Source organism: Ferrovibrio sp. (assembly GCF_036381655.1).
Classification (GTDB): domain Bacteria; phylum Pseudomonadota; class Alphaproteobacteria; order Ferrovibrionales; family Ferrovibrionaceae; genus Ferrovibrio.
In genome coordinates this window covers 51,886-66,540 of record NZ_DASVCJ010000020.1, presented here as the reverse complement: position 1 = coordinate 66,540, position 14,655 = coordinate 51,886, and the positions used below count along the sequence as shown (strand labels likewise).

Genomic DNA, 14,655 nt, shown 5'->3' with positions numbered 1-14,655 from the left:
GCTGTCCGGGCGGCCTTTTCGGGCCGCGTTTAGGAATTGGTTACCGGTCTGTCAGCAGGATGACAGGCTCATCCAATGCTGTTGGGCCGCGCATGATCGGCTGAACGCCAGTCTTGCGGGATATGCCGGATACCGTGGAACACGACGTCGACAAAGCGGATCAGGATTCAGGTGCGCGAGCCGATGCGCCCGCCGATGCGGCGGAGCCCCCGGACGCCGCGCCGGCGGGCGATGTGCCGCTGATCCGGGCCGCCATCGACCATCTGCCCGTCGCCCTGGTGATCTCCGCCCTGGATGGCCGCTGCCTGCGCGCCAACCGCGCCATGTGCGACTTCCTCGGCTACAGCCATGACGAGATGCAGACGCTGGCCTTCCGCGATGTCATGTCCGCCGACGACCGGGCCGGGGCCGAGCGGGTATTCGAGCGCTTCCAGCGCGGCGAGATCGAGCATTTCCAGGAAGAGAAACGCTACCGGCGCCGCGACGGCCGCTATGTCTGGGGCCTGGTCGACCGCCGCCTGGTGCGCGACGCCGCCGGCGCGCCGGATTACCTCGTGGTGCAGATCACCGACATCACCGCCCGCAAGCAGCACGAGGCCGACCTGCAGGAACTGGTCCGCCATCTGCAGCTTGCCGTCACCGCCAGCGGCATCGGCATCTGGGAACGCGATCTGGCGACCACCAGCCTGACCGCCGATGCGCGCGTGCTCGAACTCTGGGGCATCGATCCCGAACATTTCGATTACGACGTCGACTCCTGGACCGCGCGCGTGCATCCCGACGACCGGGCGATGCTGCAGCAGCAGCTCAAGGCGGCGGTGACGGCGCAGGAGCAGTTCGAGATCGAACACCGCATCCTGCGCCCGTCGGGAGAAGTGCGGCATCTGCAGGTGCGCGGCCTTGTCGAACGCGCGCCCGACGGCAGCGCCGTCAAGCTGATCGGCACCAACCGCGACATCACCGAGCGGGTGGTGCATGCCGAAATGCTCTGGCAGGCCAAGGTCGAGGCGGAGGAGGCCAACCGGGCCAAGAGCCGCTTCCTCGCCAATATGAGCCACGAGCTGCGCACGCCGCTGAACGCCATCATCGGCTTCTCGGAAGCCATGGCCGCGGGCATCATCGACATCTCGAACCGCGCGCTGGTGACCTCCTACTCGGCCGACATCCATGCCAGCGGCCTGCATCTGCTGAAGATCATCAACGACCTGCTGGATCTGTCGCGGATCGAGGCGGGCAAATTCGCCCTCGCCCTGGAAGACCTGGCGATGCAGGATGTCGCCAACCGCGCCATCGGCACCGTGCGCGATCAGGCGGCGCGGGCCGGCCTGACGCTGCAATGCGAGGTCGCCGCCGATCTGCCGCTATTGCGCGCCGACGAACGCGCGATGCATCAGATACTGCTCAACCTGCTGTCCAATGCGATCAAGTTCACGCCCGAGGGCGGCCGCGTCACGCTGGGCCTCGCCGCCGATGGCGCCGCCGGCATGCGCATCTGGGTCGCCGATACCGGCGTCGGCATCGCCACGCAGGACATCCCCAAGCTGATGAAGCCGTTCGCGCAGCTCGACAACATCTATCGCCGGCAATATGACGGCGCCGGCCTCGGGCTGGCCATCGTGCGTTCGCTGGTCGAGCTGCAGGGCGGCAAGGTGTCGATCGAAAGCGAGCTTGGCCGCGGCACCATCGTCAGCATCCTGATGCCGACCGCCGCCTGAGGCGCGGCGGGCGGCTTATCCGGACGGCGCCGCCGCTCAGCCGAGGATCGACTGCAGCTTCATCGCCACGCCCATACTGCCCTGTACCTTCAGCTTGCCCATCATGAAGGCGGTGGTCGGGTCGAGATCGCCGGCGACCAGCGACTTGAAATTGTCCAGCGATATGGTGATGGTGCAGTCGGCATCCTTGTCGTCGTTGCTGACGCTGCCGGCGGGGCCGTCGACGAAGATTTTGCCGTCATCGCCGAAATCGAATTTCACCGTGGCGTCCAGCGTGCCCGGCTGCACGCGCTGGCTCATCTGCTGCGTGATCTGTTCGAGCGACATGAGGCCTCCCAGGCTCTTGATGTTGACGCTGCGTCAACGCTGCTTGCATCCGGCGGCACCCTATATTGACGTTAACGTAAGCGTCAAGTAGCGTCGCTGCAGCGCATAAAAACCACATAAGACCATGCGACGCAGTATAAAGCTGCGAGGGAGAAACGCCGCGATGGATGCCGCTCCGACGAGCAAGAGCGATGGCGGATCGTTCCGCTCGGTTTTCCGCGACGGCCTGTTCGCCGGCCAGGTGATGATCGTGACCGGCGGCGGCTCCGGCATCGGGCGCTGCACGGCGCACGAACTCTGCCATCTCGGCGCCCGGCTCGCGCTGATCGGCCGCAAGAAGGAAAAGCTCGATGCCGTCGCCGCCGAACTGCGCGCGGACAACGCCCGTGCCGATGTCGATGTCTTCGCCTGCGATATCCGCGAAGAGGAAGCGGTGCGCGCCGCCGTCGCCGCGATCGTCAAGCGCTTCGGCCGCATCGACGGCCTGGTGAACAATGCCGGCGGGCAGTTCCCGGCGCCGCTCAGCCAGATCAGCCAGAAGGGCTGGGACGCCGTGGTGCGCAACAACCTCACCGGCGGCTTCCTGATGGCGCGCGAATGCTACACGCAATGGATGGCCGATCACGGCGGCGCCATCGTCAACATCGTCGCCGATATGTGGGGCGGCATGCCGAATATGGGCCATTCCGGCGCGGCGCGCGCCGGCATGGTCAACTTCACCGAAACGGCGGCGGTGGAATGGGCGCCGAGCGGCGTGCGCGTCAACGCCGTGGCGCCGGGCTGGATCGCATCGAGCGGCATCGACACCTATCCCGATTGGATGACGCCGGTCATCCGCGGCATGAAACGCGAAGTGCCGCTGCAGCGGCTCGGCACCGAATCGGAAGTCTCGGCCGCCATCGTCTTTCTGCTCTCGCCGGCCGCGGCCTTCATCACCGGCGACTGCCTCCGCGTCGACGGCGCGGTGCCGAATGCGCGGCGCAATTACGAATTGCCCAAGCACGACCGATCGCAGCCCTGGAACGGCTTTCATCGCGCGACGACGCCGAACGTGCTGCGGGAGGAATAGGCGATGGCGGTCCTGCAGACGCAGATCGACCCCGCCTCGGAAAGCTTCCGGCGGAACCGCGCCGAGATGCTGGCGCTGATCGAGGGCTTCCGCGCCCTGGAGCGGCGCGTGCGCGATACCTCCAATGCGCGCCGGCCGGTCTTCGAGAAACGCGGCCAGCTTTCGCCGCGCGACCGCATCGCGCATCTGCTGGACCGCGGCGCGCCCTTCCTGGAGATCGCCACGCTGGCCGGCTACAGGATGCACGACGACGACGGCGCCGAGAACATCATGGGCGGCGGCTCCATCGCCGGCATCGGCTACGTCGCCGGCATCCGCTGCATGATCGCGGCATCCGATTCCGGCATCAAGGGCGGCACGATCGCGCCGATGGGTCTGCGCAAGAGCCTGCGCGCGCAGGAGATCGCGCTGCAGAACAAGCTGCCGGTGGTGAACCTGGTCGAATCCGGCGGCGCCAATCTGAATTACCAGGCCGAAATCTTCGTCGAGGGCGGCAAGGGCTTCGCCAACCAGGCGCGGCTGTCGGCTGCCGGCATCCCGCAGATCACCGTGGTGCATGGCTCCAGCACGGCGGGCGGCGCCTACGTGCCGGGGATGAGCGATTACGTCGTCGTGGTGAAGGGCCGCGCCAAGATCTTCCTTGCCGGGCCGCCGCTGCTCAGATCCGCCACCGGCGAGATCGCCACCGATGAAGAGCTTGGCGGCGCCGAGATGCATGCGCAGGTCTCCGGCGTTGCCGAATATCTCGCCGCGGACGATGCCGATGCCCTGCGCATCGTGCGCGAGATCTGCGCCAAGCTGCCCTGGAACGAGCGCGGGCCGCAGTTGCGCAAGAAGGCGAGCCGGCCGCCGCGCTACGACATCGACGAGCTTTGCGGCATCGTGCCCATCGATTACCGCAAGCCCTACGACGTGCGCGAGGTGATCGCGCGGCTGGTCGACGACAGCGACTTCGTCGATTTCAAGCCCGGCTATGGCGGCCATACCGTCTGCGGCCAGGCCTCGATCGAAGGCGAGGCGGTCGGGCTGATCGGCAATAACGGGCCGATCGATACCGAAGGCGCCGCCAAGGCCGCGCAGTTCATCCAGCTTTGCGATCAGGCCGACATGCCGCTGGTCTTCCTGCAGAACACCACCGGCTACATGGTGGGCAGGGAGGCGGAACGCGGCGGCATCGTCAAGCATGGCTCGAAGATGATCCAGGCGGTGACCAATGCGCGCGTGCCGAAACTGACCCTGCATATCGGCGCCAGCTTCGGGGCCGGCAATTACGGCATGTGCGGCCGCGCCTATGATCCGCGCTTCATCTTCGCCTGGCCGAACAACCGCATCGCCGTGATGGGCCCGGAACAGGCCGCCGGCGTGCTGGCCATCGTCGCCGAGGAGAAGTTCCGCCGAGCCGGCGCCGAGCCCGACATGGCGGCGCTGGAAAAGATGAAGGCGCAGGTGGTGAAGAAGATGGAAGCCGAAAGCACGGCGCTGTTCGCCACCGCGCGGCTCTGGGACGACGGACTGATCGATCCGCGCGATTCGCGCCGCGTGCTCGGCTTCTGCCTGGATATCTGCCGCGAGGCCGATGCGCGCGCGACGAAACGCAACGCGTTCGGGATTGCAAGGGTGTGACCGGTCCAGGACATGGCCGGTTCAGGACGTAGCCGGCCGGGCCGCGCCCGGCCATGACAGAAGGCGTAACCGGCGGTTCGGCGTGGAGGAGGATGCGTCATGGAGTTCACCCAGGAGCATGAGGCGATCCGGCGCAACCTGATCCGCTTCATCGACACAGAGATCAACCCGCATGTCGAGGAGTGGGAGCGCGCGGGCATCTTTCCGGCGCATGCGCTGTTCAAGAAGCTGGGCGATCTGGGCATGCTCGGCATCAACAAGCCGGTCGAGTATGGCGGCCTCGGTCTCGATTACTCCTATCAGATGGTGATGATCGAGGCGCTGGGGCAGATCCAGTGCGGCGGCGTGCCGATGGCGATCGGCGTGCAGACCGACATGGCGACGCCGGCGCTGGCCAGGTTCGGCTCGGACGAACTGCGCAAGGAGTTCCTCGTCCCCAGCATCAGCGGCGACAGGGTGGCCTGTCTCGGGGTGTCGGAAGTCGGCGCCGGTTCGGACGTGGCCAGCATCAAGACGACGGCGCGCAAGGACGGCGACGATTACGTCATCAACGGCGGCAAGATGTGGACCACCAACGGCACGCAGGCCGATTGGATGTGCCTGCTGGCCAATACCGGCGAGGGCCCGGTGCATCAGAACAAGTCGCTGATCTGCCTGCCGATGAAGACCAAGGGGGTGCAGATCGCGCGCAAGCTCGACAAGCTCGGCATGCGCAGCTCCGACACGGCGCAGATCTTCTTCGACGACGTGCGCGTGCCGCAGCGCTTCCGTATCGGCCAGGAAGGCCATGGCTTCATGTATCAGATGATGCAGTTCCAGGAGGAAAGGCTGTGGGCGGCCCTGTCCAGCCTGGCGGCGATGGAACGCCATATCGAGCAGACGATCGACTATACCCGCCAGCGCCAGGCTTTCGGCCAGGCGATCCTCGACAATCAGGTCGTGCATTTCCGCCTGGCGGAACTGAAGACCGAGATCGAGCTGCTGCGGGCGCTGAGCTACCGCGCCGCCGATCTGATGCTGAAGGGCGAGGACGTCACCATGCTCGCCTCGATGGCCAAGCTGAAGGCCGGCCGGCTCGGCCGCGAGATCACCGATGCCTGCCTGCAATATTTCGGCGGCATGGGCTTCATGAACGAAACCCCGATCAGCCGCGCCTATCGCGACAGCCGGCTGGCCTCCATCGGCGGCGGCGCCGACGAGATCATGCTCGGGATCATCGCCAAGCATATGGGCATCCTGCCGGGCAAGCGGAAGTGAAGATGACGATGGTTGAAAAGAAAGTTGTCATGCCCGGGCTGATCCCGGGCGGCCGCGCCTTTCTTTCGAACGTTTGCGGCAGATGCGTGGATGGCCGGAACACGTCCGGCCATGACGCTTGCGGGGCGGTGGAATAATGTCGGGCTTCACCGACATTCTGGTCGCCAATCGCGGCGAGATCGCCTGCCGCATCATCCGCTCGGCGCGCGCGCTGGGCTATCGCAGTGTGGCGGTCTATTCCGAAGCCGATGCCGGCGCGCCGCATGTGCTGCAGGCAGACAAGGCGATCTGCATCGGCCCGGCCGAGGCGAAGCAGAGCTATCTCAGCATGGACGCGATCCTGAACGCGGCGAAGGACACCGGCGCCCAGGCGGTGCATCCGGGCTATGGCTTTCTATCGGAAAACGCGGATTTCGCGCAGGCCTGCGCCGATGCCGGCCTCGTCTTCATCGGCCCGCCGGCGCCGGCGATCGCGGCGATGGGCAACAAGGCCGCCGCGAAACGGCGCATGATCGAGGCCGGCCTGCCCTGCCTGCCGGGCTATCAGGGCGAGGATCAATCCGACGCGGCACTCTTGGAGGCCGCCGCAAGGATCGGCCTGCCGCTGATGGTCAAGGCGGCGGCCGGCGGCGGCGGGCGCGGCATGCGGCTGGTGCGCGATCCCGCCGATCTTCCGGGCGCCATCCAGGCGGCGCGCGCCGAGGCCGCGGCCGCCTTCGGCTCGGGCGAGCTGATCCTGGAGAAGGCCGTCGCCGCCGGTCGCCATATCGAGATCCAGGTCTTCGCCGACAGCCATGGCAACGTCATCCATCTCGGCGAGCGCGACTGCTCGCTGCAGCGCCGGCATCAGAAGGTGATCGAGGAGGCGCCATCGCCCGCCGTCGATGCGCGCTTGCGCGCGGAAATGGGCGCGGCGGCCGTCGCGGCGGCCCGGGCCATCGGCTATGCCGGCGCCGGCACGGTGGAATTCCTGCTCGATGCGAATGGCCGGGATTTCCATTTCCTCGAGATGAATACGCGGCTGCAGGTCGAGCATCCGGTGACCGAAGCCGTCACCGGCCTCGATCTCGTCGCCTGGCAGATCAGGGTGGCGGCGGGCGAGGTTCTGCCGCTCCGCCAGCAGGATGTCGCCTTCGCCGGCCATGCCATCGAGGCGCGGCTCTATGCCGAGGCGCCGCATGAGAATTTCCTGCCGCAGGCGGGAAAGCTCGCCGCCTGGCAGCCGCCCGAGGGCGCGGGCATCCGCGTCGATCATGGCCTGGCGGCCGGGCAGGAGATCACGCCGCATTACGATCCGATGATCGCCAAGATCGTCGCGCATGGCGCCAGCCGCGAGGAAGCCCGGCGCCGGCTGCTGCGCGCGCTGGAGCGGACGGTGGCGCTGGGGCTTGCCACCAATCGCGGCTTCCTGATCGACCTGCTGTCGCATCCGGATGTCGCCGCCGGCAAGACGACGACGCATTTCATCGCCGACCGTTTCGCCGCCGTGCGAGCGGCTGAGCCCGGCGATCTGCTGCTGGCCGCGGCGGCCATCCTGCTTTTCGAGGCGGATGCGGCGGCGAACGGCCATGATCCGGCCCGCGCCTGGTGCTCCAGCGGCAGCCTGGCCTGGCCGGTCCTGCTCGAGCATGCCGGCGGCACGAGCAGGAAGCAGGTCGCCGTACTCGGCCCAGATCGCTACCCAGGCCGCTACCGCATCGACGATCTCGACCTGCGCATCCTGGCGCGCGGGAATGGCCGTCTGCGCGTGGCGGCGCATGGCGCCGAAAGCGATCTCGCTTTCGTCTTCGCCGATGGTAGATTGCATGTCGCCTGCGCCGGCGCCGATTTCTCCTGCCGCGATATCCTCTATCGGCCCTCCGGCCAGGCGGAGGCCGCAGCCGAGCGGGAATTGCGCGCGCCGATGAGCGGCAGGATCGTCGCCGTGCTGGCGGCGGCGGGCGAACGGGTGAAGAAGGGCCAGCGTCTGGTCGTGCTGGAGGCGATGAAGATGCAGCATGAAATGGTCGCGCGGGCCGATGCGCTGGTCGAGGCGCTGCCGGTCAAGGTCGGCGAGCAGGTCGCCAGCAGGCAGTTGCTGGCGGCGCTGCAGCCGCTGGAGGCGGAACGAGGATGAACGGCAAGCCGTTGCCCGCCGAGATCAGGCCGATCCGCGAGGCGGATGCCGAGTCCTATCGCGCCTGCCTGGATCGGGTGGCGCGCGAGCGGCTGTATCTGGCCTTCACCGAGGCGCCCTCGGCGGCGGAAGCGAAATTCTTCATCAAGGCGATGGTGCAGCGCGGCCTGCCCTTCGTCGTCGCGGTCGATCCGTCCGACACCGTGATCGGCTGGTGCGACATCCATGTGCCGCCGGACAATCCGCTGCGGCCGGGCTTTCAGCATGCCGGCCAGCTCGGCATGGGGCTGGACGAGAGCTGGCGCGGCAAGGGGCTCGGCACGCGCATGCTGCAGGTCTGTTTCGACTGGGCGCAGCGCATCGGGCTGGAGCGCATCGAATTGCAGGTCTATGCCAGCAACAGCGGCGCGATCGCGCTCTATCGCAAGTTCGGCTTCGTCACCGAGGGCGTGCGCGTGCGCGCCCGCAAGCTGGACCAGCATTACGACGACATCGTCATCATGGCCCGCCTGCGTCCGCCGCAGGCGAATAATGGCGGCTGAGCATGCTGGCCAGATCGCCCTATTACACGCCCGAACACGAGGCTTTCCGCGCGCAGCTGCGCCGCTTCGTGGAGAAGGAGATCGCGCCTTACGCCGATGCCTGGGACGAAGCGGGCGAATTTCCGCGCGCGCTTTACCGCAAAGCCGCCGCGGTCGGGCTGCTGCAGCTGAACTTCCCGGAAGCCTATGGCGGCATCGCGGCCGACCGCTTCTACGCCATCATCGCCAGCCAGGAACTGGCGCGGGCGGGCGCCGGCGGCGTCGCCGCCTCGCTGATGAGCCACACCATCGGCGCGCCGCCGATCGCCAGGCTCGGCTCGGAGCGCCTGAAGGACAGGGTGCTGCGCCCGGTGCTGGCCGGCGAGAAGATCTCCGCCCTGGCGATCACCGAGCCGGGCGGCGGCTCGGATGTGGCCAATCTGAAGACCACGGCGAAACGCGTACATGACGCCGGCGGCGACCATTATATCGTGCGCGGCGAGAAGACCTTCATCACCTCCGGCCTGCGCGCCGATTTCTATACCGTGGCGGTGCGCACCGGCGGGCCCGGCATGGGCGGCATCTCGCTGCTGCTGATCGAGCGCGATACGCCCGGCTTTTCGCGCACGCCGCTCAAGAAGATGGGCTGGTGGGCCTCCGATACGGCCAGCCTGCATTTCGACGATTGCCGCGTGCCGGCCGAGAACCTGATCGGCGAGGAGAATGCTGGCTTCCGCGGCATCATGCTCAACTTCAACGACGAACGGCTCGGCCTGGCCGCCTCGGCCATCGGTTTCGCCCGCACCGCCTACGAGGAGGCGCTGGATTACGCGAAGCTGCGCGAGACCTTCGGCCAGCCGCTGATCCGGCATCAGGTGATCCGCCACAAGCTGGTCGACATGGCGCAGCGCCTCGCGGCATCGCAGGCGATGCTGGAACGCATCGCCTGGGCGCTCGATCAGGGCGAAAGCCCGATCGCCGAATTGTGCATGCTGAAGAACCAGGCGACGCAGACCCTGGCCTTCTGCGCCTCGGAGGCCGTGCAGATTCTCGGCGGCGCCGGCTACATGCGCGGCTGCAAGTCCGAACGCATCTACCGAGAGGTGAAGGTCAATGCGATCGGCGGCGGCACCGAGGAGATCATGAAGGATCTGGCGAGCCGTCAGATGGGGTGGTGATTAATTCTTTTTAGAGTTGTTCTCGATGAGCGAATTATATAATAAAACAGGCGCAGCGCGTTGATCAGCTTGAAGGCCTGTGGACGGACGTGCTTCGAATAAAGACCGAATCAGCAGCAAAAAGAATGGCTATGGCATAGAGACCGCGCCCATTAAGGCGGAGAATGACATTGTTGTCTTGATGCAAAAGGCGGTCGAGCATGAGCTTGAGTCGCTAGGTTTTAAAGTCGGCCCAGGTGGGTTGCAGGCTAAGATCGAATTGCAGACTTTCTGCAATGATTTTAAAAACGGCTTCTTCTCCGGTGATGCTGTTGCTGAGGTTGCCTTCAATTTTACTGTAACCCGCTCCGACGGCTCTTATATCTATAGTCGCGGCTGCAGGGGCGTAGGTATGAACAGGAATATTCAAATGGCGACAGGCAGTAATGCAAAAGTCGCCTTGGAAGACGCCCTGACGAACGTAATGCAACAGTTTATCGAAGACGAAAACATGCGAAAGGCGCTCGTTGCGGCAGGGAAAGCCACGGCGACGTCCGGCGTAAAGCAGCCAGTCCCCGGTAGTTAGGCCGGCATCTAAAGAATGCCAACTTGATTTCCCTCAAATTGCGGCTTGGCAGAGTCGTCTAATCTATCGCCGATGAACGATCTTCTCATCGCCCGTGCCCTGCATGTTCTGTCGATCGTGATCTGGATCGGCGGGGTGGCCTTCGTCACCCTGATCGGCCTGCCGCTGGCGCGCCGCCAGCCGACAATGGCGCAGAAGCGCGCCCTGTTCGAAGCCATCGAAGGCCCGTTCAGCCGCATCGCCCGCTGGGCCGTCGCCCTCGCCGGCCTGAGCGGCCTGTGGATGCTGCGCAATGGCGCGCTGTGGTACCGCTTCAGCGAACCCGGCTTCTGGTGGATGCATGCCATGGTCGGGCTGTGGCTGCTCTTCGCGGTGATGCTCTACATCGTCGAGCCGTTCTTTCTGCACCGCCGCCGCCATGACGCCAACACCGCGCCGGATTTCACCCGGATGTTCCGGCTGCACATCCTCCTGCTCGGCGCCGCGCTCGTCACCATCGCCGGCGCGGTGATCGGCAGCCACTGAAGCCGGTTTTCCGCAAGATTGTCCCGACACAATTCAAGGCTGGCCAGGGCCGGCCGGCGGGCCTAGAACAGGATGTCCGTTTCGGAGTCCGCCCTATGCAAATGTCCAATATCCCGTTTGGCACCACCGACTGGTCCAAGGTGGCGCCGACCCGCCATCCCGGCGAGACCGGCGAGGCGCTGTGGCGTACCCAGAATTTCGACGCGATCCGCGTGCGCCTGGTGGAATATTCGCCGCATTATCTGGCCGATCACTGGTGCCAGAAGGGCCATATCCTTTTCGTGCTGGAAGGCGAACTCGTCACCGAGCTCAAGGACGGCCGCGTTTTCACGCTCAAGCCCGGCCAGAGCTATCAGGTCGCCGACAATGCCGAGCCGCACCGCTCGCGCACCGGCCCGGCCGGCGCCAAGCTTTTCATCGTCGACTGAGCCGCCACGGCGATGAGCATGGCCGCGCGCGAGATCGAATCGCCCTATGCCTGGGCGCGGCTGGCCGCCAGCGTCGCCCTGGGCACCATCGGCGGCGTCGGCATGTGGTCGATCGTCGTGGCCATGCCCGCCGTGCAGGCGGAATTCGGCGTCGACCGCGGCGAGGCATCGCTGCCCTACACGGCAACGATGATCGGATTTATGTGCGGCACGGTCGTGATCGGCCGCCTCTCCGACCGTTTCGGCCTCATGCTGCCGGCGATGGGCGCCGTGGTGCTTCTCGCCGCCGGCTATTTCGCCACGGCTTTTGCGCCGGGCATCGTCTCCTTCGCGCTGCTCTATGGCGCCCTGGTCGGACTGGGCGGCGCGGCGATGTTCGCGCCCCTGATGGCGGATATCTCGCACTGGTTCTCGGCGCGGCGCGGCCTCGCCATCGGCCTCGCCGCCGCCGGCAATTATTTCGCCGGCACGCTCTGGCCGCCGGTGATCGAGCATTTCATCGCCCAGGCCGGCTGGCGCGCGACGCATATCGGCATCGCCATCTTCTGCCTCGTCACCATGCCGCTGCTGCTGCTGGTGCTGCGCCGGCGCGCCACCATCCAGCCGGCGCCGGTCAGCGCCGATGCCGGTCAGCCGGCCTTCGGCAGCCGGCCGCTCGGATGGCCGCCGCAACTGGTACAGGGCCTGCTGGTGCTGGCGGGACTGGGCTGCTGCGTGGCGATGTCGATGCCGCAGGTGCATATCGTCGCCTACTGCGTCGATCTCGGCTACGGCCCGGCGCGCGGCGCGCAGATGCTGTCGCTGATGCTGGGCTTCGGCATCGTCAGCCGGCTGACATCGGGCTGGATCCTCGACCGCATCGGCGGATTGCCGACGCTGCTGCTCGGCTCGACCCTGCAGGCCATGGCGCTGGCGCTGTATCTGCCCTTCGACGGCCTGATGTCGCTCTATGTCATCTCGGCGATCTTCGGCCTGGTGCAGGGCGGCATCGTGCCGAGCTATGCCTTCATCGTCCGCGAGCTGTTTCCGGCCAGCCAGGCCGGTTTCCGCGTCAGCCTGACGATCTCGGCCACCATGGCCGGCATGGCCCTGGGCGGCTGGATGTCGGGCGCGATCTACGATCTCACCGGCTCGTATCAGGCGGCGCTGCTCAACGGCATTTTGTGGAATATCGCCAACATGGCGATCGCGTTTGTGCTGCTGCGCCGCCAGTGGCGCGGCCGGCTGGCCGCCGCCGTCTAGGGCAACCCCGCCGGCCCGCGGCGCCGGATCTTTCATCTCCCGCCCCGCCGCAGCCATGCCGGCTGCAATCGCCCCGGAACGGGGCCCTCCAGTTGTCGTCCGGGGCGGCCGCCTCCACTTAAGCGCGTTCATTTGACGACAGGGAATTTTCATGTGAAAGTCGCATCACCGGAAACAACCGCCGCTGATGTTCGAACGAACATCTCAGACGTCGGACAGCCGGATGGGACAGGAAACGGACGGAACGGGGATGCTGCCAGCGGATGACCGCGCCCGAGCGATCGTGGACCTCGTGAGGCGCGAAGGCTTTCAGGCCATCGATGGTCTTGCCGGGCGTTTCGGCGTCACCCCCCAGACCATCCGGCGGGATGTCAACCTGCTCTGCGACCGCGGCCTGCTGCGACGGCGCCATGGCGGCGTCGAATTGCCGCCCGACGGCGAGAATCTTGCCTATCCGGCCCGACAGGTCCTGAATATCGAGGCCAAGCGGCTGATTGCCCAGCTGGTTGCCGCCGAGGTGCCGGAGAATGCCTCGCTGTTCTTCGGCATCGGCACCACGCCCGAACAATGCGCGCTGGCACTGGCCGACCATCCGGGTCTGCGCGTGATGACCAACAACCTCAACGTCGCCATCGCCCTGAGCCGCAATCCGGCCTGCGAGATCACCATCGCCGGCGGCCGGCTGCGCAATCTCGACCGCGACGTCGTGGCCGGCGAGGCGCATGGCTTCTTCGGCCGCTTCTCCGTCGATATCGGCATCTACGGCGTCGGCGGCGTCGCCGATGACGGCACCCTGCTCGATTTCAGCGTCGATGAAGTGCATATGCGCGAGAGCCTGGTGCGGCATTGCCGCCAGCGCTTCCTCGTGCTCGATCATTCCAAATTCGGCCGTGGCGCCACCGTGCGCGGCGGTCGGATCACCGAGGCGACGGCCGTGTTCACGGATCGCCCGGTGCCCGACGCCATCGCCGCCATGTTGCGCGCCGCCGGCGTCCGTCTCGTCGTCTGGCCGGACGACTCTTCCAACGCAGCACAGCCAACCGGCAGGAGAGGGTGATCATGATGAAACGTGTAATGCTTGGCGCGGCGCTCGGCGCGTCGATGCTGTTCGGAACCGCGCAGGCGCAAGCCGGCGAGGCCGCCATCTGCTACAATTGCCCGCCGCAATGGGCCGATTGGGGCTCGCAGCTCAAGGCGATCCAGGAAACGCTGAACATCACCGTTCCGCCGGACAACAAGAATTCCGGCCAGGCGATGGCGGCGCTGATCGCCGAGAAGGCCAATCCGGTCGCCGACGTGACCTATCTGGGCGGCATCGTCGCCGATCCGGCCAAGGATGCCGGCGTGCTGATGCCCTACAAGCCGAAGGGGTGGGACAAGATCCCCGCCGACCTGAAGGATCCGGACGGCTACTGGTTCACCATCCATTCGGGCACGCTCGGCCTGTTCGTCAACAAGGCGGCGCTCGGCAAGAAGCCGGTGCCGAAGAGCTGGGCCGACCTGCTGAAGCCGGAATACAAAGGCATGGTCGGCTATCTCGATCCGACCTCGGCCTCGGTCGGCCAGCTCGGCGTGATGGCGGTGAACCTCGCGCTCGGCGGCACCTACGACAACCTCGATCCGGCGATCAAGTATTTCAAGGAGCTGGCCAAGAACGATCCGATCGTGCCGAAGCAGACCTCCTATGCCCGCGTCATCTCGGGCGAGATTCCGATCCTGATGGATTACGATTTCAACGCCTATCGCGGCCAGTATATCGACAAGGCGCCCGTCGAATTCGTCATCCCCAAGGAAGGCACCCTGACCTTCCCCTATGTGATGGGCCTGGTGAACAAGGCGCCGCATGCCGAAGCCGGCAAGAAGGTGCTCGACTTCGTGCTGTCGGATAAGAGCCAGGCGATGTGGGGCAATGCCTTCCTGCGCCCCGTCTTTGCCGACAAGCTGTCGCCCGAGGCGAAGGCGAAATTCCTGCCCGCGTCGGAATATGCCCGTGCCAAGGCGGTCGACCTGAAGAAGCTGGCCGCGGCGCAGAAGGCGATCGTCGACCGCTACGGCGCCGAAGTGCACTGAGCCGTCGGGGCATGCTCGG

At 66.3% G+C, this 14,655-nt stretch carries 14 protein-coding genes; 13 read left to right on the top strand and 1 reads right to left on the bottom strand.

Annotation, left to right across the window (positions count from 1 at the left end; translation table 11 throughout):
- Positions 1-134: 134 nt before the first annotated feature.
- Positions 135-1,715 carry a PAS domain S-box protein gene (locus VF194_RS04030; RefSeq protein ID WP_330888276.1) on the top strand — a complete coding sequence of 527 codons (1,581 nt, stop codon included), beginning with the start codon at positions 135-137 and terminating at the stop codon, positions 1,713-1,715.
- A 36-nt stretch (positions 1,716-1,751) separates the two neighbouring features.
- On the opposite strand, the gene VF194_RS04025 is transcribed toward VF194_RS04030, so the two are convergent.
- Positions 1,752-2,042 (bottom strand): SCP2 sterol-binding domain-containing protein, encoded by a 291-nt coding sequence (locus VF194_RS04025; protein WP_330888275.1) that lies wholly within the window; start codon positions 2,040-2,042, stop codon positions 1,752-1,754.
- Positions 2,043-2,205: 163 nt separating this feature from the next.
- On the opposite strand from VF194_RS04025, the gene VF194_RS04020 reads away from it, so the two are divergent.
- The 12 genes from VF194_RS04020 to VF194_RS03965 all read left to right on the top strand — a co-directional run bounded on the left by VF194_RS04020 (position 2,206) and on the right by VF194_RS03965 (position 14,636).
- Entirely contained in the window at positions 2,206-3,111 is a 906-nt protein-coding gene (locus tag VF194_RS04020; protein ID WP_330888274.1) for an SDR family oxidoreductase, read from the top strand.
- Between the two features lie 3 nt (positions 3,112-3,114).
- The gene (locus tag VF194_RS04015; RefSeq protein WP_330888273.1) at positions 3,115-4,734 is read left to right on the top strand and encodes an acyl-CoA carboxylase subunit beta; all 1,620 of its coding nucleotides are present in this window, start codon (positions 3,115-3,117) and stop codon (positions 4,732-4,734) included.
- A 99-nt stretch (positions 4,735-4,833) separates the two neighbouring features.
- Positions 4,834-5,991 (top strand): acyl-CoA dehydrogenase family protein, encoded by a 1,158-nt coding sequence (locus tag VF194_RS04010; RefSeq protein ID WP_330888271.1) that lies wholly within the window; start codon positions 4,834-4,836, stop codon positions 5,989-5,991.
- A 136-nt stretch (positions 5,992-6,127) separates the two neighbouring features.
- The gene (locus tag VF194_RS04005) at positions 6,128-8,107 is read left to right on the top strand and encodes an acetyl-CoA carboxylase biotin carboxylase subunit (protein WP_330888269.1); all 1,980 of its coding nucleotides are present in this window, start codon (positions 6,128-6,130) and stop codon (positions 8,105-8,107) included.
- Positions 8,104-8,649, top strand: a complete 546-nt coding sequence (locus VF194_RS04000) for a GNAT family protein (RefSeq protein WP_330888267.1) — start codon at positions 8,104-8,106, stop codon at positions 8,647-8,649. Before VF194_RS04005 ends, VF194_RS04000 begins: the two co-directional genes overlap by 4 nt.
- Positions 8,650-8,651: 2 nt before the next feature.
- Positions 8,652-9,806: an acyl-CoA dehydrogenase family protein gene (locus VF194_RS03995; protein ID WP_330888265.1), complete on the top strand. Its 1,155-nt coding sequence runs from the start codon at positions 8,652-8,654 to the stop codon at positions 9,804-9,806.
- A gap of 79 nt (positions 9,807-9,885) precedes the next feature.
- Positions 9,886-10,371 carry a YajG family lipoprotein gene (locus VF194_RS03990; RefSeq protein ID WP_330888263.1) on the top strand — a complete coding sequence of 162 codons (486 nt, stop codon included), beginning with the start codon at positions 9,886-9,888 and terminating at the stop codon, positions 10,369-10,371.
- A gap of 72 nt (positions 10,372-10,443) precedes the next feature.
- Positions 10,444-10,896 carry a hypothetical protein gene (locus VF194_RS03985; protein ID WP_330888261.1) on the top strand — a complete coding sequence of 151 codons (453 nt, stop codon included), beginning with the start codon at positions 10,444-10,446 and terminating at the stop codon, positions 10,894-10,896.
- Between the two features lie 95 nt (positions 10,897-10,991).
- The gene (locus VF194_RS03980; protein WP_330888259.1) at positions 10,992-11,324 is read left to right on the top strand and encodes a DHCW motif cupin fold protein; all 333 of its coding nucleotides are present in this window, start codon (positions 10,992-10,994) and stop codon (positions 11,322-11,324) included.
- Positions 11,325-11,342: 18 nt separating this feature from the next.
- Positions 11,343-12,566 (top strand): MFS transporter, encoded by a 1,224-nt coding sequence (locus VF194_RS03975; RefSeq protein ID WP_330888257.1) that lies wholly within the window; start codon positions 11,343-11,345, stop codon positions 12,564-12,566.
- A 223-nt stretch (positions 12,567-12,789) separates the two neighbouring features.
- The gene (locus tag VF194_RS03970) at positions 12,790-13,623 is read left to right on the top strand and encodes a DeoR/GlpR family DNA-binding transcription regulator (protein ID WP_330888255.1); all 834 of its coding nucleotides are present in this window, start codon (positions 12,790-12,792) and stop codon (positions 13,621-13,623) included.
- Between the two features lie 2 nt (positions 13,624-13,625).
- A complete protein-coding gene (locus VF194_RS03965; RefSeq protein ID WP_330888253.1) occupies positions 13,626-14,636 on the top strand; it encodes an extracellular solute-binding protein in 1,011 nt (336 codons plus the stop codon).
- Positions 14,637-14,655 lie beyond the last annotated feature (19 nt).